We start from the raw sequence: 22,947 nt of genomic DNA, 5'->3' as shown, positions 1-22,947 counted from the left end.
CGAGATTCTAGAGCACCGAGAGGCCCGGCCGATGTCCCGACGCACGTCCCTCCTCCGCTGGCTCCTCCCGGCCGTGGTCGCCCTGCTCTGGCTGGGCCTGGCCGGCCCGCTGGCGAGCATCGGCAGCCAGCTGACCGGCGTCCAGGAGAACGACAACGCCGCCTTCCTGCCCGACAGCGCGGAGTCCACCCGCGTCAGCGAGCTGCAGGAGCGCTTCCGCACCGAGGACGCCCTGCCGGTCGTGCTGGTGTGGGAGGGCGACGGCCGGCTCGACGAGGCCACCGTGGCGCGGATCGGCGAGGCGCTCGGCGAGGTCACCGCCACCGCGGAGGAGGCCGACGCGCTCGCCGGCGAGGTCTCCCCGCCGATCCCCAGCGCCGACGGGGAGGCGGTGCAGGCCGTCGTCCCGCTGCGCACCGACCTCGGCGAGGCCCTGCCCGAGGTGGTCCAGGAGCTGCGCACCGTCGACGACGTCGAGGGCACCACCGCCTACGTCACCGGCCCCGGCGGCGTCTTCGCCGACTTCGCCGACGGCTTCTCCGGCATCGACGGGCTCCTCCTGCTGGCCGCCTTCGGCGTCGTCCTGCTCATCCTGTTGGTGGTCTACCGCAGTCCCCTGCTGCCCTTCCTGGTGATCGGGACCGCGGGCCTGGCGCTCACCGCCGGGCAGGCGATCTCCTACCTGCTCGCCCGCGAGGGGGTCATCACCGTCAACGGGCAGAGCCAGGGCATCGCCTCGATCCTCGTCGTCGGCGCGGCCACCGACTACGGCCTGCTGCTGGTCGCCCGCTACCGCGAGGAGCTGCGCACGCAGGAGTCGCCGGTCGACGCCATGCGCACGGCGCTGCGCCGCTCGGTCGAGCCGATCCTCGCCTCCGGTGCCACCGTGGTCCTGGGCGTGCTCTGCCTGCTCTTCTCCGACCTCGCCTCCAACCGCGGCCTCGGCCCGATCTCCGCGGTCAACGTGGTGCTCGCCGTGGTCGCCTCGCTGACCTTCCTGCCGGCCGTCCTCGTGCTCCTGGGCCGGGCCGCGTTCTGGCCCTTCCGGCCCCGCTACGGCAGCTCGCCGAAGCGGACCGGCGGCTGGCAGCGCGTGGCCGACACCGTGGGACGGCGACCGGGCCGGGTGCTGGCGATCAGCGTCGCGGGGCTGGTCGCCGCCGGGGTCTTCGCCCCCACCTTCCAGGCCGACGGCCTGCCGCTGTCGGAGGCGGTGCGCGGCAACCCCGAGGGCGCCCAGGGGCAGGAGGCGCTGGCCCGCCACTTCGACGCCGGCAGCGGCAGCCCCGCGGTCGTCGTCACGCCGGCCGGCACCTGGCCCGACGTCGCCGCCGCGGCCGGCGAGGTGCCCGGCGTCGCCGCGGTGACCCCGGTGACCGGCGACGACGGCCCGCCGGCGCCGGACGCCGCGCCGCGGGAGGTCGACGGGCTGGTGCAGCTGCAGGCGGTGCTCACCGACGCCGCGGACAGCATCGCGGCCGAGCGCACCGTCGCCGACCTGCGCGAGGCGGTGCGCGACGTCGAGCCCGAGGCGCTGGTCGGCGGGACGACGGCGGCCAACCTCGACACCCTCGACACCGCGGCCCGGGACCTGCGGGTGATCGTCCCGCTGGTGCTGCTGGTCATCACCCTGGTGCTCGCCCTGCTGCTGCGGGCGATCGTGGCACCGCTGCTGCTGGTGGCCACCGTGGTGCTCAGCTTCGCCGCCACGCTGGGCGTCTCGGCGCTGCTGTTCGAGCCGCTGCTGGGCACGGCCGACAGCGACCCGACGATCATCCTGATCGGCTTCGTCTTCCTCGTCGCCCTGGGGATCGACTACAACATCTTCCTCATGACCCGGGCGCGCGAGGAGTCGCAGCGGCTGGGCACCCGCGAGGGCGTCCTGCGGGCGCTCGCCGTCACCGGCGGGGTCATCACCAGCGCCGGGCTGGTGCTGGCCGCGACGTTCGGGGCACTGGCGGTCCTGCCGCTGCTGATCCTCGTGCAGCTGGCGTTCATCGTCGGGTTCGGCGTCCTGCTGGACACCTTCGTCGTCCGCACCGTCGTGGTGCCGGCCGCCGTGCACCTGGTCGGCGACCGCACGTGGTGGCCCGGCCGCCTGGCCCGCCACCGGCCCGAACCCGAGCCCGAGCGCGAGCTGGAACGCGTCTGACGGCCGCCTCCGCACCGTGATCATCGGCAGGTGGCGGCTCGGCACGCCGGCGGCGGCAGCCACCCGCCGATGATCGCGGAGGGGAGCGCCGGCTACACCTCGCCCGCGCGGAGGCGGGCCAGCCAGGCGTGCGCGTCGGTGAAGGCGGCGTCGGCGGCGACCTCCGGCACCGGGCGGTTGGTGCGGTCGTCGGCGCGGGCGTAGGAGCCGAGGAAGCGGACGTCGTCGCACACCCGGTGCAGCGCGGCCAGCGCCTCCCCCACGCGGGCGTCGGCGACGTGCCCCTCGCAGTCGAGGGAGAACGAGTAGACGCCGAGCCGCTCCCGGGTGGGCCGCGACTCGATGCGGGTGAGGCTGATCCCGCGGACGGCGAACTCGGTGAGCACGTCGAGCAGCGCGCCGGTGCGGTCGCCGACGACGGCCACCAGCGAGGTCTTGTCGTTGCCGGTGGGCGCGGGCAGGCCGCCGGGCGGGCTGACCAGCACGAACCGGGTGACCGCGCCGGGGTGGTCGGCGACGTCCTCGGCCAGCGGCACCAGCCCGTAGCGCTCGGCGGCGATCGGCGCGCAGACGGCGGCGTCGTGCTCGCCCGCGCCGACCGCCCGGGCCGCGGCGGCGGTGGAGGAGGCCGGCAGGGCGGGGACGCCGGGCAGCCAGGTGGCCACGGTGCGCGCCGTCTGGGCCAGCGCGTGCGGGTGGCTGACCACGCTGCGCACGTCGGCGGCCCGCGTCCCCGGCCGCACGGCGAGGACGAAGGACACCGTGAGGAACACCTCGCGGGTGATGAGCAGCGGGGCGCCGTCGGCCAGGCCGTCCATCGTCGCCGGCACCGAGCCCTCGACGGAGTTCTCCAGCGGCACCAGCGCCGCGTCGGCCTCGCCCGCGCGCACCGCCGCCAGGGCGGCCGGGACGCTGGGCGCCGGCTGCCGCAGGCCCCGGTCCGGCCCCAGTGCGGTGCTCAGCGCCGCCTCGGCGAAGGTACCCTCGGGGCCGAGGTAGGCGAACCGTGTCGGAGACGTCTCGGGCACCCGACGAGGGTAGTGCGGCCGGGTGGACCCCCAGGTCGGCACGGGGGTCGCCGGCCACCGGCCGGGCGGCCGGACACCCCGTCGAGCGGAAGGAACGCGTGACTCCCGGCCCTGTTCCCGTGACCCACGGTGACCTGGACGCTGCGCTGTGGCGCGTCCTGGCCGCCAGCGGGCGGGACGACGCCGGCGCCTTCCGCACCGAGCTCGACGCCGTCGAGTCCGCTCTCGCCGCCGGGAGCGAGCCGTGCTGGGCGGCCTGGCGGGCGGCCCTCTCCGCCCGCCGCGCCCTCGTCGACGGCCACCCGGACGCCGCGGCCGACGACGTCGCCGCCGCCCGCGACGCCCTGGCCGCCTGTCCGCCCGCGCCGTCGACCGCGCTGGCCCTGGCCTACCTGGCGCACGTCGAGGCCGCCGGTGACCACCCCGACGCGGCGATGCTGCTGGCCGTCGACGCGAGCCTGCTCACCGAGCAGCTCGGCTCCGGCGAGCCGACGCCCGCGCTGCACCAGGCCCACCTGTGGCTCTCGCGGACCCTCACCGCGCTCGACCTCGAGGAGCTGGCGCTGGCCCAGGCCGAGCAGGGCCGCCGGGTGTCCGCCGCGCTGCCCGGCCTGGCCGACCGCTGGCAGCTGCTGCGGCTGTGCGCACAGCAGTCCACCGAGCTGGCCCAGACGCTGCGCCGCCGCGGCGAGGTGGCCCGCAGCGTGGAGCTCGCCGGCAGCGCGCTGGCCCACGCCGCCGACGCCCGGGCCCTCGACGTCGAGCCCGACCCCGACGACCTCGACCTGCTCGACGTCGTCCAGGCCTGGGCGCTTGCCTGCCACGACGACCTCGACGACGCCCTCGGCCCGCTGCGCAGCGCGCACCGCCGGGTGCACCGGACGGGGAGCACGTGGCTGCGCGGGTACACCGACCTGGCGCTGGCCCGGCTGCTCGGCCGGCTCTCCCAGATGCACAGCGGCGGCGGGCACGCCGAGGAGGCCACCGACCTGCTCGTCGACGCCGCCGGGGCCTTCGCCGCGACCGCCGACCGGCGCCGCTACCGCCAGTGCCTGCTCGAGCTCGGCCAGGCCACCGCCGCGATGGGCCGGCCCGCCGAGGCGCTGCACTGGCTCGACGCCTACCGCGCCGACACCGGCCGGGCGCACGCGCGCAGCCGCGAGCTGTGGGCGGAGATGTTCGTCCGGCGCAGCCGGCTGCGCGAGGCCGAGCGGCAGGCCGCGGTGCTGCGCCGGCACGCGCTGGAGGACCCGCTCACCGGGCTGGGCAACCGGCGCAGCGCCGAGCGCCGGCTGGCCGGGCTGCGGCTGGGCACGGAGCCGCTGTCGCTGGCCGTCGTCGACGTCGACCGGTTCAAGGAGGTCAATGACGACACCTCGCACCTGCACGGCGACGAGGTGCTGCGCCGGGTGGCCGCGCTGCTGCGCGAGCACAGCCGGGTCGACGACGAGGTCTACCGGTGGGCCGGCGACGAGTTCCTCGTGGTGCTGCCCACCGCCGGCCAGGGCCAGGCGCTGGCTGCCGTGGAGCGGCTGCGCGCCGCCGTGGCCGAGGCCGACTGGGGTGACCTGCCGCTGGCGCAGCCGATCACGGTGAGCATCGGGCTGGCCACCGCGCCGGCCGACGGCGCGGGCGACCCGCCCGGCTGGCGCTCGCTATTCGACACCGCCGACCTGCACCTGTTCTCCGCCAAGCGCGGCGGGCGCAACCGCGTGCGCGCGCCCGGCCTGGTCGGTGACGCCGGGGACGGGCCGGCCGAGGGGACGACGGCGTGACGCGCGGCCCCGCCTGGGACGCGCGTGACGCGACGGACGACGCGCCGTCCGGCGACCGGCGTGCCCCCGGCCCGGTGCTCGACTCCCCCGCGGACGGCGTGCACAGTGCGCTGGTGCCACCCGGAGCCCTGCACCAACGGGTGACCGCTGCCCTGGCCAACTGGCAGCTCGACGACGCCGAGCGGCTGCTGTCGGTGGTCGACCCCTCCTCGCCCTACGAGGCGGAACCGACGGCGGAGCGGTCGGGGCCGGGCGGGTCCGACACCCCGCCGTCCCTGGGCCGGGCGTGGGCCGACACCCTGCGCGCCGAGCTGCTCGTGCGCCGGCTGCGGGTGGCCGGCTTCAGCGTCGTCGGGGAGCCGATCGACGCGCCCGCGACGACGGAGTCCCTCGACCTGCACGCCGGCGTCGCCGGGCTGCTCGACGCGACCGCGGAGCGCCCCGACGGCGACCCGCGCTCGGCGTCGGCCTCGCACGCCGCGCTGGCGATCGCCCTGGTGCGCTCGGCCAAGGCCGCCTTCGACGCCTCCGACGACGACCTGCAGCGCGCCGCCGGCCTGGCCCGGCACGCGCGCATCGAGCTGCTCTCGCGCCGGATCGACGCCGCGATGGACGAGGCGGTCGAGGCCGCGAGCCTGCTCGACCCCGACCTGCCGCCGGGGGCGCTGCTGGTCGACACCCTGGGCACGCTGGCCGGCGTCCTGGCCGACCTCGAGCTGATGCCGCTGGCACTGGACTACCAGCGCCGCGCGCTGGAGGCCGCCACCGCGGCCGCCGGGCAGGGCCTGCTCGGTCCCGACGACGGCGACCCCGACGTGCTCGCCGCCCGCGCGGCCACCTGCCTGGCCGAGCTGTGCGCCGAGCTCGGGGAGGCGCTGCTCGACGACGGCGACCCCGGCTCCGCCGGTCCCCACTTCGCCGAGGCGCGCCGGCTGGCCGAGCAGGCGCTGGCCCAGCTGCCCCCCGAAGCGGAGGGCATCGTCGCCGCGCAGGTGGTGCACGGCTGGGCGCTGGTCGGGCTGGGCGAGCACGTCGCCGCCAGCGGGCCGCTGCGGGCCGCCGTCCGCGTCACCAGCGCCACCGGCGACCGGGCGCTGCTGGCCTCGGCGCTGCTCGCGCTGGGGCGGGCGCTGCGCCGGCAGGGCGACGGGCGCGGCGCCGACGAGCAGCTGGCCAAGGCGCTGTCGCTGGCCACCGAGCACGGCCTGCCCCGGCTGCGGCGGGCCGCGCTGCGCGAGCTGTGCACGCTGCACGCCGAGCTGGACGACGCCGGCCGCGCGCTGCCCTACCTGCAGGCCTACCTCGCCGACGAGCTCGACCGGGTCGACGAGCGGCGCACCCGCTGGGTGGAGCTGTTCGGCCGGCGCAAGAGCCTGCTGGAGAACGAGCGGGCCGCCGGGCAGCTGCGCCGCCAGGCCTACGAGGACCCGCTCACCCACCTGCCCAACCGGCGCTACGCCGAGGCCCGGCTCGACGGGCTGCTCAGCGCCGGCACCACCCCCGCGCTGGCGGTGGTCGACGTCGACCGGTTCAAGTCGATCAACGACGCGGTGGGGCACCCCGGCGGCGACGCGGTGCTGCGCACGGTCGCCGAGCTGCTCCTGGCCGGCTGCCGCGACACCGACGAGGTGTGCCGGTGGGCCGGCGACGAGTTCGTCGTCCTGCTGCCCGACACCACCGCCGAGCAGGCCGAGCACGCGCTGGAGCGGATCCGCCGCGCCGTCGCGGCGCACGACTGGGCCGCCGACGGCGTGACCGTGCCGGTGACCATCAGCGTCGGCATCGCCTCGGCCACCCGCGGCGACGACCGCCGCACGCTGTTCGCCGCGGCCGACGGCGTGCTCTACGACGCCAAGCGCAGCGGCCGCGACCGCGTCGTCCGGCTCTCGACGGCGACCCAGACCCGCGCTCCGGACGCCGCCCCCGCGGACGCCCCCGCCCGTCCCGCCGAGCCGTCCCCGCGGGTCACCGTGCAGGCCTCGCCGCTGGACCCGGTCGGCGGCTTCGCCGCGCTGCTGGCCGAGCGCCCGGCCGACCCGCCGCTGTCGACCGGCAGCCCGGGCGAGCCGACGCTCGCCCCCCGGCTCGCGCCCGCCCCGCCGAGCCGCCCCGGAGCGGCCGAGCCCGACGTCATCTGGGGGGTCAACCGCAGCACCGAGCAGGTGCTCGCGCTGGTGCGCGAGGCGCGCGCGGAGCACCCCGACCGGCCCGCGCTGGTGGTGCGCGCGACCGCCGACACCCTCGTCGCGCTGGCCGCTGCGCACGAGGCGGCCACCACCGTCGACGCCGTGGCGATGTCGGCGGCCGTCGGTCCGATCCCGGAGCCGCGCGGCCGGGTCGGCGTCCTGTGCGCCGGGACCGCCGACGCGTCGGTGGCCGCCGAGGCCGCCTTCGTCGCCCGGGTCACCGGCACCGAGGTGGTGCGCGTGGACGACGTCGGGGGCAGCCGGTTGCGGCCCCTGCTCACCGACCGCACGCTGCTCGACGACACCGACTGCCTGGTGGTCGTCGCCGGGCTGGACGCGTCGCTGGCCGCCACCGTGGCCGCGATGACCGACGTCCCGATCGTCGCGGTGCCCACCTCCACCGGGCAGCCGGGCTCCTTCGGCGGCTTCGGCGCGCTGCTGACCGTGCTCAACGCCGCCTCACCGGGCGTCGTAGTCAGCACGATCGACAACGGCCACGCCGCCGGCGTCTTCGCCGCCCGCATCGCGAGGCGCACCGCCAGGTGACCCGCCCCGCGCAGGACGGCGGACCGGCCGCGGGGCCGGAGGCTCCCGGCCGGGACGGCGTGGCAGGGCTCAACGCAGGTCGGGGACGGCTCCTGGCCGCGGTGTCGGCCGGAAGGCCGACCACGTGATCGGCGCGACGACCGCGAAGAGCACCGCCACCGCCAGGGCGCCGTCGAGGGCCCAGGCGGCGAAGACCAGCAGCGACGCGAGCTCGATCCCGAGACCCGCGACCGAGGTGACCGTGGCGCGCACCGGCCCGGGCACCTGCTCCTGCAGCCGCGCCTCCCCCACCACGAGCACCGCGAGGTAGAGCCCGTAGGACACCGCGACGGCGGCCAGGGCGACCGGGTGCGCCACCAGCGCGCCTCCCGCGAGCAGCACCGCGGACAGCGCCAGCAGCACCGGCAGGGCCCGCACGGGCAGCCGCCCGGCCCGGCCGCCGAGCGCCGCACCCGCCGCCCCGGCCAGCGCGACGACGAGGACGGCGGCCGGCACCAGCGCGGTCGGCACGCCCTGGTCGCGGGCCAGCAGCGGGAAGTACTCCTCGATCGCGTCGAGCCCGCCGAGCAGCGCGACCGCGGCCAGCACCGGCCACAGGCCCGGCCGGCGCAGCGCCGTGGCGGCCGCCGTCCGCAGCGGCACCTCCGGCTCGCCGCCGTCCGTGCCGTCGTCGGGATCGCCGCCGGTGCGCGGCGGCTCGGGGAACCGGGTGGCCAGCGCCGCGGCCGCCAGGCACACCGCCACGCTCGCCCAGCCCACCAGCGGGTAGCCTCCGACCGAGACCAGCACCCCCGCCAGCAGCGCCGTGGGCACCTGGACCAGCAGCTCGGTCGCCGTCGTCGCGCCGTGCACCCGCAGGTAGGCGTCGCCGGCGCCAGCGGCGGCCAGCCCGTCGTACACCAGCGCCTCGGCCGCGCCCGACACCAGCGCGCCGCCGACGCCCCACAGCACGAAGCCGGCCGCGAAGCCGACCGGACCGGGCGCCGCCGTCCACACCGCGAAGCCGGCCGCCTCGAGGACCCCGGCGAGCACCAGCGCGCCCCGGCGCGACCACCGGTCGGCGAGCACGCCGGTGGGCACCTCGGCCAGCAGGCCGGTCAGCGACCACAGCGCGAACAGGCCCGACACCTGCGCCGCGGACAGCCCCGTGTCGAGGAAGAGCAGCGCGTACAGCGGGTAGACCGGGGCCAGGCCCGACAGCGCCGTCCAGGCGACGGCGAGGCGGGCCAGCGGGCGGGCCGCCGGCGGGAGCGGGTCGGACGCCGGGCGTCAACGGAAGGGCACGGCCGGACGGTAACCGGGACCACACCCCGGCGCACGCGGGTTCTCCGGCCCGGTCGGCTAGGGTGGGCGGCCGAGAAGGGGAGTAGCCCCCCGTCCGCTGGTCGACACGCTGGCACCCCCGGGTGCCCGGTCAGCGGGCCCGCGCCCCGCGCGGGTGGGCGAGACCTTCGACCAGAGCAGTCGTCGCACTGCCGGTCGGAGGCGTGCGCCCCCGCCCGGCCGTGCCGAGCGGAAGAGAGACCCACCCGTGATCGTGCTGTCCGTCGTCGCGACGGCGTTCCTCCTCGTCCTCCCGGTGGAGCTGCCGGACAAGACGCTGTTCGCCAGCCTCGTCCTGGCCACCCGGTTCGCGCCGCTGCCGGTGTTCGTCGGCGTCGGCACCGCCTTCGGCCTGCAGGTGGCCATCGCGGTGACCGCCGGCTCGCTGCTGTCCCTGCTGCCGCAGGCGCTGGTCACCGGGGTGGTCGCGGTGCTCTTCCTGGTCGGCGCGGTGCTGCTCTGGCGCAGCGCGGGCGAGGGGCCCGAGGACGGCGGCGAGGCCGCCGACGCGCGGGAGCAGACGTCGTTCCTGCGGGCGGCGGCCGTCTCCTTCGGCGTGCTGTTCGCCGCGGAGTGGGGCGACCTCTCGCAGCTGGCCACCGCCGGCCTGGCCGCCCGCTTCGACGCGCCGGTGTCGGTGTTCGTCGGCGCCTGGGCCGCGCTGCTCACCGTGTCCGCCCTCGCGGTGTTCCTGGGCAAGGCGCTGGCCGACCGGCTGCCGGTGGCGCTCATCCGCCGGGTGGCCGCGGTGCTGTTCGTCGTCTTCGCCGTGCTGGCCGCCGTGGAGACCGTGCGCGCGCTGGTCTGACCGGCGCCGCCGGGGCGCCCGACGGTGGGACCATCGCCGTCGATGGACGCCGCCGTGGAGGTCACCGACCTCGTCAAGCGCTACCCGGGCCGGTCGGTCGACGCCGTCGCCGGGGTCTCCTTCACCGTCGACCGCGGCGAGGTCTTCGGCCTGCTCGGCCCCAACGGCGCGGGCAAGACGACGACGATCGGCGTGCTGACCACCCGGGTGCTGCCCACGGGAGGGACGGCGCGGGTGGCCGGCGTCGACGTGGCGGCCGACCCGGTGACCGCGCGCAGCCGGCTGTCGGTGGTGCCGCAGCGATCCAACCTCGACCGCTCGCTCACCGCCCGGCAGAACCTCGTCTTCCACGCCGCCTACCACGGTGTCGGGCGCGCCGAGCGCAACCGCCGGGCCGACGAGCTGCTGGGGCGCCTGGGCCTGGGCGACCGCGGCGGGGACAAGGTCGACGACTACTCAGGCGGGATGGCGCAGCGGCTGCTCATCGCCCGGGCCCTCATGCACGCCCCGCAGGTGGTCTTCCTCGACGAGCCGAGCACCGGCCTGGACCCGCAGGCCCGGCTGTACGTGTGGGAGAAGGTGCGCGAGCTGCGCGCCGACGGCATCACCGTCGTGCTGACCACGCACGACATGGAGGAGGCCGCCTCGCTGGCCGACCGGGTCGGGATCATGGACCACGGCCGGCTGCTGGCCCTGGACACCCCGGCCGCGCTGACCCGCTCGCTGCCGGGCAGCGCCACCCTCGACGTCGACGTCGAGCGGGCCGGCGGCGACACCGACGAGGCGGTGCTCGCCGCGCTCGGCGCGCTTCCGCAGGCCGAGCGGGTCGAGCCGGTGGCCGACGCGGCGGGCCTGCGCGCCCGGCTGTACCTGTCGGCCGACGCCGCGACGACGGTGGGCCCGGTGTCGGAGGCGCTCAGCGCCCGCGGTGCCCGGCTGACCGGCGTCCGGCTCGGCGAGCCCAGCCTCGAGGACGTCTTCCTCAGCCTGACCGGACGGGAGCTGCGGTGACCGCCGTCGAGACACCGCGGACGACGGGCACCCGGCCCGCCCGGCCGAGCGTCGGTCGGGCGTTCGCCGCGCTGCTGTGGCGCGACGTGTTCGTCACCGGCCGCGAGTTCGTGCCCTTCCTGCTGCAGGTCGTGCTGCAGCCGGTGTTCCTGCTGTTCGTCTTCGGCAAGGTGCTCACCGAGCTGGGCTTCACGTCGAACGGCTACGCCGACGTGCTGCTGCCCGGCGTGGTGTCGCTGGCCGCGTTCCTCACCGCGCTGCAGAACACCGCCTTCCCGCTGGTCATCGACTTCTCGTTCACGAAGGAGATCGAGGACCGGCTGCTCGCGCCGCTGCCCACCGCGCTGGTCGCCGTCGAGAAGATCGTGTTCGCCACGCTGCGCGCGCTGGTGGCCGCGCTGGTGATGTTCCCGGTCAGCTGGTGGGTGCTCGGGTCGCTGCCGGTCACCTCGTCCGACGTCCCGGTGCTGGCCGCCTTCCTCGTGCTCGGGTCGCTCGTGGGCGCCTCGATCGGGATGGTGCTGGGCACGTGGGTCAAGCCCAACCGGATCAACGTCGTGTTCGCCGTCGTGCTGACCCCGCTGCTGTTCACCGGCTCCACCCAGTTCCCGTGGCCGGCGCTGGAGTCGCTGCGCTGGTTCCAGGTGGTGTGCGCGGTCAACCCGCTCACCTACGTCAGCGAGGCGCTGCGGGCGGAGATGGCGCCCGCGGTGCCGCACCTGCCGCTCGGGGTGTGTGCCCTGGCGCTGGCCGGCTTCCTCGTCGTCTTCGGCGTGCTGGGGCTGGTGGGCTTCCGCCGCCGCGCGCTCGACTAGGGATCCTGTTCCGCGGACACGGGCGCCGGAACCGGTGCCGCGTATTCAAGCGGCCCACTCGAGAGCGCAGCACGTGGCGTGGCGGCGCTGAGGTCCGGGGCGTCCGCAGCCGGGACCGCTCCACGTACAGAAGCACCGTGCGCGATCCCCGGGCCGCCCCGGCCGAGGCGACGACTCCGCGGTACGCATGAGGCTGGTGTGAATCGAATGGCGACGGTCACCAAGTGATCGGCTGAGTGTTGGCAGCGACGCTTACTGAACACGCCGTATCGGAACGGGATCGCCATGTGAGGGTGACACCCGTCTCGTCCCGTAGCTCTCTGGAGTTCCGCATCATGCGTCGTACCAGCGCCGCTGTCGGTGTCCTGTTCACCGCAGCCCTGTCCTTCGGCTTCTCCGGCACCGCCAATGCCGCCGACACCTACAACTGTCCGGACTTCGTCTCGCAGGCAGACGCCCAGGCTGTCTACAACGCCAACCCGAGCGACCCCAACCAGCTGGACCGCGACAACGACGCCCAGGCCTGCGAGGACCACGACTACGTCGCCAGCCCGGGGACCGTCACCAGTGCCATGGCCCTCGGTACCACGAGCCAGGTGGCCCCCAGCACCACGAGCCAGGTGACCAGCCGTCCGGCGGGGTCCGTGGCTGCCGGCGACGGCAGCTCGTCCAGCGACGCCAGCGCGCTCCCCTACGTCCTGGGCGGCGTCGCCCTGACTGCGGCCGGTGGAGCGGCGATCGCGGCCCGGCGCAGCTCCCGCGCGACCGTCTGACCGCTCCGACGTGCACCATCGCGCACGCCCCACCCGCTCCGGCCCCTCGAGGGTCGGAGCGGGTGGCGCGGTGCGCATCGTCGGGGCGTATCCCCCGCCGCTGGCCCCAGCGCCCACGACGGACGCCGACGCCGAGCTCGAGGCCCTGCTCGCCCGGCCACCCCAGGTCACCCGATACGGACGACCTCGTCGCCGCGCTGAGCGGAGCGCCCGACCACCCGCCGCCCGAGCCTGGGCGGCCACCTCCGCGGTGCTCGCCGCCGCAGGGGTCGCGGCGATCGTCGTCCTGCCCCAGGACACGAGCGACCCCGTCCGACTCGACCTCCCCCAAGCCGTGGTCGCCCTGCCGGTCACCACGACCCCGTCCACACCCCCAGCTCAGCTGGTCAGTGCAGCAGGCACCTCACCGCAACTCCCGGCCAGCACTCCCACTCGGGTCGAGATCCCGGCCCTGGGGGTCACATCCCGGGTCATGGAACTCGGCCTGGAGCGCGACGGCTCCATGGAGGTCCCGCCGGGTGCCTATCCCGTCGGCTGGTACGACGGCAGCCCCACACCCGGTCAACTCGGGCCTGCCGTCCTGGCCGGCCACGTCGACTGGGAGGGCGAACCGGGCGCGTTCTACGGGCTTCGGGAGCTGCTCACCGGAGACACCGTCGTCATCGACCGCGCCGATGGCACCGTTGCCACCTTTCGCGTCGACCGGGTCGAGGAGCACGCCAAGAACGACTTCCCGACCGAGGAGGTCTACGGCGACATCGACCACGCGGGCTTGCGCCTGATCACGTGCGGCGGAGCGTTCGACGAAGACACGGGGGACTACGAGGACAACATCATCGTGTTCGCCAGCCTCACCGCGGTCAGCTGACTCGCACGTCCGGTGGGCGTCGGCGGAACGGGCGCTACCCGTCCAACCCGCCGGAGGAGGCCCACTCGGCCAGCCGGCGCTCGGCCTCCTCGGGGCTGACGTCCTCGACCCGGGTCATCACCGCCCAGCGGTGGCCGAAGGGGTCGTAGACCGAGCCGAAGCGGTCGCCGGTGACGAAGGTGGCCGGCTCCTCGCGCACGGTGGCACCGCGCTCCACCGCCCTCGCGACGACGGCGTCGACGTCGGCCACGTAGACGCACGTGGAGCTGCTCACCAGGTCGCCCTCGCGGCGGGGCGCGGCCAGACCGAACTGCGGGTTGGGGTCGCCGAGCTGCAGGCGGCCGGACTCGAACTGCAGCTCCGCGTGCGGGACGGTCCCGTCGGGGGCGTCCATCCGGCTGACCACCGTGGCGCCGAAGACCTCCTCGTAGAAGCGGATCGCCTCCGCGGCCGGCGAGCAGACGAGGAACGGGGTGAGGGTGGTGTAGCCGTCGGGACGGCCGTTCGTGATCGCCATGCCCGTCACCCTGCCGCCCCGCGCCCGCGCCGTCTTGGACGAACCCGACAGCCGCCGGACGGTGTGCGCCCAGGCCCTGGAACTCCGGCGGGAACAGGGCGCCGGCGCACACCGTCGGCCGGCCGCGGCCTCAGGGCAGCGTCGGGATCCAGTCGGCCAGCGCGCGGCCGATCTCGTGCGGGCTGTCCTCGGGCACGAAGTGCGACCCCGGCACGGTGACCTCGGTGAGCGCCGGCCACTTGCGCACGAGGGCCCGCTGCCGGCCGACCAGGATCGACCCGGGGTCGGCGTTGAGGAACAGCTTGGGCACGGCGCTGGTGCGCAGCCACCACCCGTACCGGCCGACGACGTCGTGCACCGCCGGCGGGACGTTGGCGATCGGGATCTGCCGCGGCCACTCCAGGGTGGGCCAGCGGTCCTCCCGCTCGCGGAAGGGCGCCCGGTAGCGCTCGTGCGCCTCCGGCGTGAGCCCGCGCAGCGTCGAGGCGGGCAGGATCCGCTCGACGAAGACGTTCTTGTCCAGCACCGCCGCCTCGCCGTCGTCGCCGCGCATGGTCTGGAAGATCCTCCGGGCGTCGGCCGGCCAGTCGGCCCAGGTCATCGGGGTGACGATCGCCTCGGTGAATGCCAGCCCGCGCACCTGCTCGGGGTGCCGGTGCGCCCAGGAGAAGCCGAGCGCCGAGCCCCAGTCGTGCAGCACGAGGGTCACCCGCCGGTGGACGCCGACGGCGTCGAGGAACGCGTCGAGGTGCGCGGCGTGCGTGGCGAAGGAGTAGGTGCCGCGCCGCGGGTCGGGCAGCTTGCCCGACTCCCCCATCCCGACCAGGTCCGGCGCGAGGCAGCGGCCCAGGTGCTGCACGTGCGGGATGACGTTGCGCCACAGGTAGGACGACGTCGGGTTGCCGTGCAGGAAGACGATCGGGTCGCCCTCGCCGACGTCGACGTAGGCCATCTCGGTGCCCCGCACGGTCACCCGCTGCCGCGGGAAGGGGTCGACGGGCGAGACGTCCGGAGCAGCCACCCCGGCATCCTCACCCAGGTCCGGTCATCGCGCTCGGCCCTGACGCGACGATCGCGCTTGACCCTGACGCGACGTCAGGCTGTGCACTCGTCCCCGTCAGGGAGGAGGGACCCGGAGATGAACGTGGGAGAGGTCGCGGCGCTGGCCGGCGTCACGGTGCGCACGCTGCACCACTACGACCGCATCGGCCTGCTGTCGCCGTCGGGCCGCACCGCGGCCGGCTACCGCCGCTACTCGGCGGCCGACCTCGACCGGCTGCACCAGGTGCTGCTCTACCGCGAGCTCGGGTTCCCCCTCGAGGAGGTCGCGACCCTGCTGGACGACCCGTCCGCCGACCCCGCCGCGCACCTGCGCCGGCAGCACCGGCTGCTGCGGGACCGGCTGGAGCGGACGCAGGCGATGGTCGCGGCCGTCGAGAAGGAGATGGAGGCGATGGCGATGGGGATCTCGCTGACCCCGGAGGAGCGGTTCGAGCTGTTCGGGGACTGGCTGCCCGAGGAGTACGAGCAGGAGGCCGAGGAGCGCTGGGGCGACACCGAGGCGTGGTCGCAGTCGCAGGCCAGGACCCGCGCGTACACCAAGGAGGACTGGGTCCGGATCAAGGCCGAGGGCGAGGACGTCGAGGCGCGGATGGCCGCGGCGCTGCAGGCCGGGGTGGCCCCGGACTCGCCGCAGGCCATGGACCTCGCCGAGGAGGCGCGGCAGCAGATCAGCCGCAACTTCTACGACTGCCCGCCGGAGATGCACGCCGGACTCGGCCGCATGTACGTCGAGGACGAGCGGTTCACCGCCCACTACGAGCGGCGGACCCCCGGCCTGGCGGGGTGGGTGAGCACCGCCGTGCAGGCCAACGCCGCGCGCCAGGGCGCCTGACCCCGGCCGCACCGGGGGCGTTCCGCGTGCTCCGGGGGTCCTGCAGGACCCCCGGAGCACGGGGGACACCCCGGGAGGCACGGGCGCGGGCAGGCACAAGTCGACCGCCGCGGGACGGTGATCCGCCGGTCGGTCAACCAGTCGGACACAACGCTTCAGCACCGGGACGGGACCGCCGATGACCGACCCGTGAGTCACAGCAGCCCCAGCGGCCCCGGGGGCACCGCCGGGCGCCTCGCGGCCACCGCCGCGCGGCTGCCCTGGCCGGTCGTCACGGTCGGCGCCGCCGCCGTGTACGCGGCCGCGAGCGTGCTCGGCCGGGCCACCCGGCTCGAGGGCTCCCAGCTCGCGCTGGTGTGGCCGGCCGCCGCCGTGGGCGTGCTGTGGCTGGCCGCCTCCTGGGTGCACCCGCGCCGGCTGCTGGTCGACGCCGTCGTGCTGGCCGCGGTGGCCGGGACGGTCAACGGGCTCACCGGTCTCGGGCCGGCCGAGGCGGCGGTGCTCGGCGTCGCCAACGCCGTGCAGGCGGTCGTGGCCTGCGCGGTCTTCTCCCGGCTGCAGCGCCGGTGGGGCACCCCGGACGTGTGGCGGCTGCGGCGCCCCACCGACCTCGGCGCGCTCGCCGCCGCCGCCGTCGGCTCCGCGCTGGTGACCGGCGGGCTCGGCCCGGTGGGTCTCTGGCTGCTCGACGGCGGGCCGCTGCTCGCCACCGTGGCCACCTGGGCGGTCCGCAACGCCGCGAGCATCCTGGTCTTCGCCCCGCTGGCCCTGCTGCTGGTCGACCCCGGCACCGTCCGCGTCCCGCTGGGCCGGGCCCGCCTCGCCGAGCTGGCCGGGGTCGCCCTCCTCACCACCGGCGCCTACGTGCTGGTCCTGGGCGTCGGCACGCCGGTCCCGGTGGCCTTCGCGCTGCTGCCCTTCGGCATGTGGCTCGCCCTGCGCTTCGACCCGACCGTCGCCGCGGCGCAGGTCACCCTGGCCGGCGTCTTCGTCGTCGTCACGACGCTCGGCGGGCGGGGACCCTTCGCCGTCGCCGACCTGTGGCTGCGCGCCGGGCTGGCCCAGGCCTACGTCGTCGTCGCCGGCATCGTGGCGCTGGTCGTCGCGCTGCACCACGACGAGCGGCGGCGCCTCATCGCCGGCCTGGAGCGGGCCCGCGCCGACGCCGACGAGCAGGCCCGCCTGACCGAGCAGGCCATGGCGCACACCTCGGCCTTCCTCGCCGTGATGAGCCACGAGATCCGCACCCCGCTCAACGGCGTCCTGGGCCTGACCTCGCTGCTGCTGGACACCGACCTCGACGACCGGCAGCGCGAGTGGGCCGGCGCCGCCGAGCGCTCGGGCCGGACGCTGCTGCGGATCGTCAACGACGTCCTGGACTCCGCCAAGGTCGAGGCCGGGGCCGTCGAGCTCGAGGAGGTCCCGCTCGACCTGCTGGAGGTGCTCGACGAGGCGGCGCTGCCGGTGCGCGGCGCCGCGGCCGACCGCGGGCTGTCCCTCGTCGTCGCCCCCGCGCCCGGGCTGGCCCGGCACCGCACCGGCGACCCCGGCCGGCTGCGCCAGGTCGTGGGCAACCTGCTGTCCAACGCGGTCAAGTTCACCGAGTCCGGCTCGGTCACCCTCACCGTGGACGGCGACGCCGCGACCGTGGTCCTCGCCGTCACCGACACCGGCATCGGCATGACCGGCGACCAGCTCGGCCGCCTGTTCACCCCGTTCACCCAGGCCGAGGCCTCCACCACCCGCCGCTTCGGCGGCACCGGCCTGGGGCTGAGCATCGCCGCCGGCCTGGTGGAGCGGATGGGCGGGCGGATCACCGCCTGCAGCGAGCCCGGTGCGGGCACCACCTTCCGCGTCGTCCTGCCGCTGCGGCAGGCCCGCCCGGCCGAGGACCCCGTCCCGGTACCGGTGGCGGCCGCCGTCCCCGGGCTGCGGGTGCTCGTCGCCGACGACGACGAGGTCAACCGGCTCGTCGCCCGCGTGACGCTGGAGGCCCGCGGCCTGGCCGTCGACGTCGTCCCGGACGGCGCCCGGGCGGTCGAGGCCGTGCGCGCCGGCGGCTACGACGCGGTGTTCATGGACTGCCACATGCCCGGCGTCGACGGCCTGGAGGCCACCCGCCGCATCCGCGCGGCCGAGGCGGCCGACGGCCGCGCCCGGACCACCGTCGTCGCGCTGACCGCGAGCGCGCTCACCGAGGACCGCGCCCGCTACCGCGAGGCCGGCATGGACGGCTTCCTCCCCAAGCCCTGGACGCCCGAGGAGCTGCAGGCGGTGCTCGAGCTGGTCGGCGCCGCGGTGCCCTCCCCCCGCCCGGCCGCCGCCCTCCCCCCGGTCGACGACGACCTGACCACCGTCCGCGCCCGCCTCGACGAGCTGTTCGAGGACGACGACCCCGAGGAGGTCGCGCCCGTGCGCGCCTCGCTGCTGACCACCTTCCGCGACCGCGCGGCCGTGCTGGTCACCGACGCCGCCCTCGCCGTGGCCACCGGCGACCGCCCCGCCGTCGCCGCCGCCGCGCACGCCCTCCGCGGGAGCGCCGGCAGCGTGGGCGCGGGCTCCCTGGCCGCGCTCGCCGCCGCCCTCGAGGAGCGCGCCGCGACCCCGGCCGCCGACCTCGCGCCGCTCACCGACCGGCTGGCCGCCGCGGCGGCCGCGCTCGCGCCCGGGCTCACCGAGCTGGCCGCCGCGACCCCGCTGGGACGGGCGTCGTGACCACCCCTCCCCCGCCGGGCTGGCCGGCGCTGCTGGGCGCGCTGACCCGGCAGCTGCCCGACCTGACGGTCTGCCTGTTCGACTCCGGGCACCGGTTCCTGCTCTGCCGCGGGACCTGGCTGTCCCGGCGCGGGCTCACCGAGGCCGACGTGCTCGGCCGCACGGTGACCGAGGTCGTGCTGGCCTCCTTCGCCGCCGACGTCGACGGCCTGGTCGCCGCCGCCCTGGCCGGCCGGGCGGGCACGGCCGAGTTCGCCGTCGACTACGCCGCGGTCACCGGCGCGCCCGGCGCGGTGTGGGAGATCTCCGCGGCGCCGGCCACCGGACCGGACGGCGCCCCGCTGGCCCTGGTCACCTGCCGCGACGTCGTCGGGCTCCGGGCGATCGACGCGGCCCGGTCCACCAGCGAGCGGCGGTTCCGGACGGCGTTCGACACCGCGCCCACGCCCATGGCGCTGCTGGCCACCGCCGCCGGGCCGGCCCCGGCCGCCGTCAGCCGGGTCAACGCGGCCCTGGCCCGGCTGGTCGGCCGGACGCCGGGGACCCGGCTGGAGTGGGACCTCGCCCGCGCCGCCGTCGCCGACGGCCTGGCCGGCGGCGGGCTGGCCGGCCTGGTCGAGCGGGCGCTGCGCGGCGAGACCGACCTCGCCGTCGACACCTGGCTGCGGCACGCCGACGGCACCCTCGTGCCGGTGTCGGCGGCCAGCTCCCCGCCGGTGCCGGCGACCGCCCCCGACGGCAGCGAGCGCACCGAGCTGGTGCTGCTGCTGCGCGACACCTCCGCCGAGCTGGCCACCCACCGGGCGCTCACCGAGGCGCTGGCCGGTGAGCGGCGGGCCGCCGAGCACCAGCGGCGGCTGGAGACCCTCCGCGGCGACTTCGTCGCGGCCGTCTCCCACGAGCTGCGCACGCCGATGACCGGCATCCTCGGCAACCTGGAGGTGCTGCTCGACGGCGAGGCCGGGCCGCTCACCCCCCTGCAGGCGCTCATGCTCGCCACCGTCGAGCGGGAGTCGCAGCGGCTGCGCCGGCTCATCGAGGACCTGCTGACCACCGCGCACCTGGACTCCGGTGGCCTGGTGGTGCTCGACGACGCCGACGTCGACCTCGCCGCCGTCGCCGCGGCCGCCGCGCAGGAGGTCGCCGGGCAGCTGACCCGGCGCGGGCAGCGGCTGGTGCCCGACCTGACCGGCCCGGCCTGGGTGCGCGGCGACGCCGGCGGGCTGCGCGGCGTGATCGCCGAGCTGCTGTCCAACGCCGCCAAGGTCAGCCCCGAGGGTGCCGCCGTCCGGCTGTCCTGCGGCCCCGACCGCGGCGAGGTACTCGTCGCCGTCGCCGACTGCGGCCCCGGCATCCCAGAGGTCGAGCTGCCGCACGTGTTCGACCGCTTCTACCGCACCGCCCACGCCGGCGCGCAGGCGCTGCCGGGCACCGGCCTGGGCCTGTCGCTGGTGGCGCACACCGTCGCCGCGCACGGCGGCACGGTGTCGGCCGAGTCCGGCCCCCAGGGCGCCGTCTTCACCGTCCGCCTGCCGGCGGTCACCACCCCCACCCACCTCGCCGGGAGCCCCGCGTGACCCACGTCCTGGTCGTCGACGACGACCCCGCCATCGCCAGCCTGGTCGCCTTCAAGATCGGCCGGCTGGGCGCCCGCGTCTCGGTCGAGTCCGACGGGGAGGCCGGCCTGGCCGCCGCCCGCCAGCTGCGCCCCGACCTGGTCGTCCTCGACTGGATGATGCCGCGGATGAACGGCCTGGAGGTCTGCGCGGCCCTGCGCGCCGACCCGGACCCGCAGGTCGCCTCCGTGCCGGTCGTCCTGCTCACCGCCAAGGCGCAGGAGAGCGACGTCGAGCGCGGCTTCGTCGCCGGCGCCACCGACTACGTGGTCAAGCCCTTCAGCCCCCGGGAGCTGGTCAGCCGGGTCACCGCCGCTCTGCCACCGGGAGCGCTCACCCCGTGACCACCCTGACGACGGCGGCGCTGGTGGCGACCCTGCTGCTCACCGCCGCGGTGCTGCTCCTGCTGGCCGCGGTCGCGGTCGAGCACGCCCGCCGCGGCCGGCGGCTGGCCCGCGAGGAGCGGCGCCGGGCGGAGCTCACGCCGCAGGTCTGGGCCGCCCTGGACGACGACGAGGACGGCGCCGCCGCGCTGGCCGGCCTGGACGCCGCCCCCGCGGCGCTCGACGACCTCGTCCTCGACCTGCTCCCCCAGCTGCGCGGCGCCGACCGGGCCGCGCTGGGCCGGCTGCTCGCCCGCCGCGGCGTGGTCACCCGGGCCGCCGCCGACCTGTCGGCCCGCGCGCCGTGGCGCCGGGGCCGGGCGGCCGCCCTGCTGGGCAACGCCGGCGACCCCGGACAGACCGACGCGCTCACCGCGCTGCTCACCGACCGCGCCGCCGACGTCCGCTGCGCCGCCGCCCGCGCCCTGGGCAAGGCCGGCGACACCCGCGCCGCCGGCCCCCTGCTGCGCGCCCTGGCCCGCTCGCGGCGGGTGCCCGCCGGCGTCGTGGGGATGGCCCTGCTCGACCTCGGCACCCCGGTGCTGCCCGACCTGCGCGCCGCGGTCACCGACCCGCCCTCCCCCGCCGCCCAGGCGCTGGCCGCCGACCTGCTCGGCCTGCACGGCGACGTCGAGGCGCTCCCCCTGCTGCTCGGCCTGGTCGCCGACACCCGCCGCCCGGCCGCCGTCCGCGGCAGCGCGGCCACCGCGCTGGGCCGGATCGGCGTGCCCACCGCCACCCCGGCGCTGGGCGCGGCGCTGGCCCAGACCGCGGTGCCGGCGCTGCGCCGGGCCGCCGCCGAGGCCCTGGGCCGGATCGGCGACGACGAGGCGATCGACCTGCTCGCCGCGCGGTTCGCCGACGGCGACGACGCCGTCCGCGCCGAGTGCGCCGACGCGCTGGCCGGTGCCGGCGAGGAGGGCCGCGCCCGGCTGGCCGCGCACGCCTGGCACGCCGGCCGGGTCGGCGAGGCCGCGCGCGCCGCGCTGTCCAACCGGCCCCGCCCCCGCGACGCCCGGCTGCGGAGGGCCGCCTGATGCGCGAGGCGCTGACCTCCGCCGTCACCACGATGAACTGGACGGTGCTCGGCTACGTCCTGGTGCTCGACACCTCGATGCTGCTGCTGGTGCTCGTCGGAGCCCGCCGGGTGGTGACCAACCTGCGCTGGATCGGCGCCGAGGGCCTCGACCGGGTGTTCGCCAGCCCGCTCACCCCCGGCGTCTCGGTGCTCGTGCCGGCGCACGACGAGGAGGCCGGTGTCCTCGACACGCTGGCCGCGGTGCTCTCCCAGCGCTACCCGCTGCTGGAGGTGGTGCTGGTCGACGACGGGTCCACCGACCGCACCTTCGAGCTGGTCGCCGAGCGCTACGGCCTCACCCCGGTCACCCCGCGCTGGACGGCCGACACCCCGGTCGAGGGCCGGGTGCTCTCGGTGCACCGGGCCACCACCGGCGACCCGCTGACCGTCGTCCGCAAGACCAGCGTCAAGCGGCGCTCCGACGCGCTCAACGTGGCGCTCAACCTGGCCCGCCACCCGCTGGTGTGCATGGTCGACGCCGACTCGCTGCTCGAGCCCGACGCGCTGCTCAAGGTGGCCCGGCCCTTCATCGAGGACCCCGACCACGTGGTGGGCGCCGGCGGTGTGATCCGCACGGCCAACGCCGCGCTGACCGACCGCGGCGCGGTGCTCGAGCCCCGGCTGTCGACGCGCTGGCTGGTGCGCATCCAGGCCGTGGAGTACCTGCGCTCGTTCCTGCTGGGCCGCACCAGCTGGGCCGACGCCGACGCGCTGCTGATCATCTCCGGCGCGTTCGGGCTGTTCCGCCGCGACGCCGTCGTCGAGGTCGGCGGGCTGGACCCCCGGTCGCTGGCCGAGGACGCCGAGCTCGTCGTCACCCTGCAGGAGCACCTGCGCCGCGCGGGCCGGCCCTCGCGGATGGTCTTCGTGCCCGAGACGGTGTGCTGGACCGAGGTGCCCGAGACCTGGGCGGTGCTCGGCCGCCAGCGGCAGCGCTGGTCGCACGGGCTGGCGCAGCTGCTGTGGAAGCACCGCCGGATGGTGGGCAACCCGCGCTTCGGCCCGGTCGGGCTGCTGGCGCTGCCGTTCTTCCTGGTCTTCGAGCTGCTCGGGCCGGTGGTCGAGGTGCTCGGGCTGGCCTCGGTCGTCGTGGCCGCGGTCCTCGGGCTGCTCGACCCGGGCACGGCCACGCTGATGGTGGCCGTCGCGCTGGCGCTGGGCGTGCTGGTGTCCACCGCGGTGGTCGCCGTCGAGGAGTTCACCTTCCACCGCTACCGCAGCGGGGCCGACCTGCGCGCGCTGCTGCTGGCCGGCGCCCTGGAGAACGTCGGCTACCGGCAGCTGCACGCCTGGTTCCGGCTGCGCGGGCTGCTCGCCGCGCTGGCCCGCTGGGACCCGGTGTGGACGGCGATGCCGCGCACCGGCTTCACCACCGCTCCCGCTGCCGCCGAGGCGTAGGAGGTCCTCCGGCGGGCGCGGCGACTCCGGCGGGTGGTGGCACGCGGGACGCTCCCGGGCG

General features: G+C 76.8%; 18 protein-coding genes. 14 read left to right on the top strand and 4 right to left on the bottom strand.

The features are described from left to right. The first annotated feature begins 73 nt into the window (after positions 1–73). A complete protein-coding gene (locus tag BLQ97_RS05560) occupies positions 74–2,152 on the top strand; it encodes an MMPL family transporter (protein ID WP_245691883.1) in 2,079 nt (692 codons plus the stop codon). A gap of 92 nt (positions 2,153–2,244) precedes the next feature. Here BLQ97_RS05560 and pheA read toward each other — a convergent pair whose 3' ends face one another. Next, complete coding sequence (gene pheA / locus BLQ97_RS05555; protein WP_091364132.1) at positions 2,245–3,180, bottom strand: prephenate dehydratase; 936 nt, start codon at positions 3,178–3,180, stop codon at positions 2,245–2,247. A 119-nt stretch (positions 3,181–3,299) separates the two neighbouring features. Between pheA and BLQ97_RS05550 the strand changes: the two genes are divergently transcribed. Both BLQ97_RS05550 and BLQ97_RS05545 read left to right on the top strand, forming a co-directional pair. Next, positions 3,300–4,955 carry a GGDEF domain-containing protein gene (locus BLQ97_RS05550; protein WP_245691882.1) on the top strand — a complete coding sequence of 552 codons (1,656 nt, stop codon included), beginning with the start codon at positions 3,300–3,302 and terminating at the stop codon, positions 4,953–4,955. 113 nt (positions 4,956–5,068) lie between these two features. Next, positions 5,069–7,687, top strand: coding sequence for a diguanylate cyclase domain-containing protein (locus BLQ97_RS05545; protein WP_245691880.1), 2,619 nt, complete (start codon positions 5,069–5,071; stop codon positions 7,685–7,687). A gap of 69 nt (positions 7,688–7,756) precedes the next feature. Here BLQ97_RS05545 and BLQ97_RS05540 read toward each other — a convergent pair whose 3' ends face one another. Further along, entirely contained in the window at positions 7,757–8,887 is a 1,131-nt protein-coding gene (locus BLQ97_RS05540) for an MFS transporter (protein WP_281181390.1), read from the bottom strand. A 331-nt stretch (positions 8,888–9,218) separates the two neighbouring features. Between BLQ97_RS05540 and BLQ97_RS05535 the strand changes: the two genes are divergently transcribed. The 5 genes from BLQ97_RS05535 (at position 9,219) to BLQ97_RS24340 (ending at position 13,285) form a co-directional block, all read left to right on the top strand. After that, entirely contained in the window at positions 9,219–9,818 is a 600-nt protein-coding gene (locus BLQ97_RS05535; protein WP_245691878.1) for a TMEM165/GDT1 family protein, read from the top strand. A gap of 42 nt (positions 9,819–9,860) precedes the next feature. Then, positions 9,861–10,829 (top strand): ABC transporter ATP-binding protein, encoded by a 969-nt coding sequence (locus tag BLQ97_RS05530; RefSeq protein WP_091364125.1) that lies wholly within the window; start codon positions 9,861–9,863, stop codon positions 10,827–10,829. Continuing rightward, positions 10,826–11,644: an ABC transporter permease gene (locus BLQ97_RS05525; RefSeq protein ID WP_091364123.1), complete on the top strand. Its 819-nt coding sequence runs from the start codon at positions 10,826–10,828 to the stop codon at positions 11,642–11,644. Before BLQ97_RS05530 ends, BLQ97_RS05525 begins: the two co-directional genes overlap by 4 nt. A 335-nt stretch (positions 11,645–11,979) precedes the next feature. After that, positions 11,980–12,417: an excalibur calcium-binding domain-containing protein gene (locus BLQ97_RS05520; RefSeq protein ID WP_091365694.1), complete on the top strand. Its 438-nt coding sequence runs from the start codon at positions 11,980–11,982 to the stop codon at positions 12,415–12,417. Beyond that, positions 12,371–13,285 carry a class F sortase gene (locus BLQ97_RS24340; protein ID WP_342670499.1) on the top strand — a complete coding sequence of 305 codons (915 nt, stop codon included), beginning with the start codon at positions 12,371–12,373 and terminating at the stop codon, positions 13,283–13,285. Before BLQ97_RS05520 ends, BLQ97_RS24340 begins: the two co-directional genes overlap by 47 nt. Positions 13,286–13,319: 34 nt before the next feature. Here the strand turns inward: BLQ97_RS24340 and BLQ97_RS05510 are convergent, their stop codons facing one another. Then, entirely contained in the window at positions 13,320–13,802 is a 483-nt protein-coding gene (locus BLQ97_RS05510) for a VOC family protein (protein WP_091364119.1), read from the bottom strand. Positions 13,803–13,932: 130 nt separating this feature from the next. Continuing rightward, positions 13,933–14,823, bottom strand: coding sequence for a haloalkane dehalogenase (locus tag BLQ97_RS05505; protein WP_245691877.1), 891 nt, complete (start codon positions 14,821–14,823; stop codon positions 13,933–13,935). 117 nt (positions 14,824–14,940) lie between these two features. Between BLQ97_RS05505 and BLQ97_RS05500 the strand changes: the two genes are divergently transcribed. The 6 genes from BLQ97_RS05500 to BLQ97_RS05475 all read left to right on the top strand — a co-directional run bounded on the left by BLQ97_RS05500 (position 14,941) and on the right by BLQ97_RS05475 (position 22,886). Next, the gene (locus tag BLQ97_RS05500) at positions 14,941–15,696 is read left to right on the top strand and encodes a MerR family transcriptional regulator (protein ID WP_091364118.1); all 756 of its coding nucleotides are present in this window, start codon (positions 14,941–14,943) and stop codon (positions 15,694–15,696) included. 189 nt (positions 15,697–15,885) lie between these two features. Next, entirely contained in the window at positions 15,886–18,411 is a 2,526-nt protein-coding gene (locus BLQ97_RS05495; RefSeq protein WP_175471603.1) for a hybrid sensor histidine kinase/response regulator, read from the top strand. After that, the gene (locus BLQ97_RS05490) at positions 18,408–19,988 is read left to right on the top strand and encodes a PAS domain-containing sensor histidine kinase (protein ID WP_091364115.1); all 1,581 of its coding nucleotides are present in this window, start codon (positions 18,408–18,410) and stop codon (positions 19,986–19,988) included. The genes BLQ97_RS05495 and BLQ97_RS05490 overlap by 4 nt, the downstream gene beginning before the upstream one ends. Continuing rightward, positions 19,985–20,371: a response regulator transcription factor gene (locus BLQ97_RS05485; protein WP_091364113.1), complete on the top strand. Its 387-nt coding sequence runs from the start codon at positions 19,985–19,987 to the stop codon at positions 20,369–20,371. The genes BLQ97_RS05490 and BLQ97_RS05485 overlap by 4 nt, the downstream gene beginning before the upstream one ends. Then, on the top strand, positions 20,368–21,447 hold the full coding sequence (locus BLQ97_RS05480) for a HEAT repeat domain-containing protein (protein WP_091364111.1): 1,080 nt from the start codon (positions 20,368–20,370) through the stop codon (positions 21,445–21,447). The genes BLQ97_RS05485 and BLQ97_RS05480 overlap by 4 nt, the downstream gene beginning before the upstream one ends. Beyond that, complete coding sequence (locus tag BLQ97_RS05475) at positions 21,447–22,886, top strand: glycosyltransferase family 2 protein (protein ID WP_091364108.1); 1,440 nt, start codon at positions 21,447–21,449, stop codon at positions 22,884–22,886. The genes BLQ97_RS05480 and BLQ97_RS05475 overlap by 1 nt, the downstream gene beginning before the upstream one ends. Positions 22,887–22,947 lie beyond the last annotated feature (61 nt).

Origin of the sequence: Geodermatophilus telluris (assembly GCF_900102745.1) — a bacterium.
GTDB lineage: Bacteria > Actinomycetota > Actinomycetes > Mycobacteriales > Geodermatophilaceae > Geodermatophilus > Geodermatophilus telluris.
Note: the sequence above shows the minus strand (reverse complement) of the source record. Positions and strands in the feature narration are given on the sequence as shown.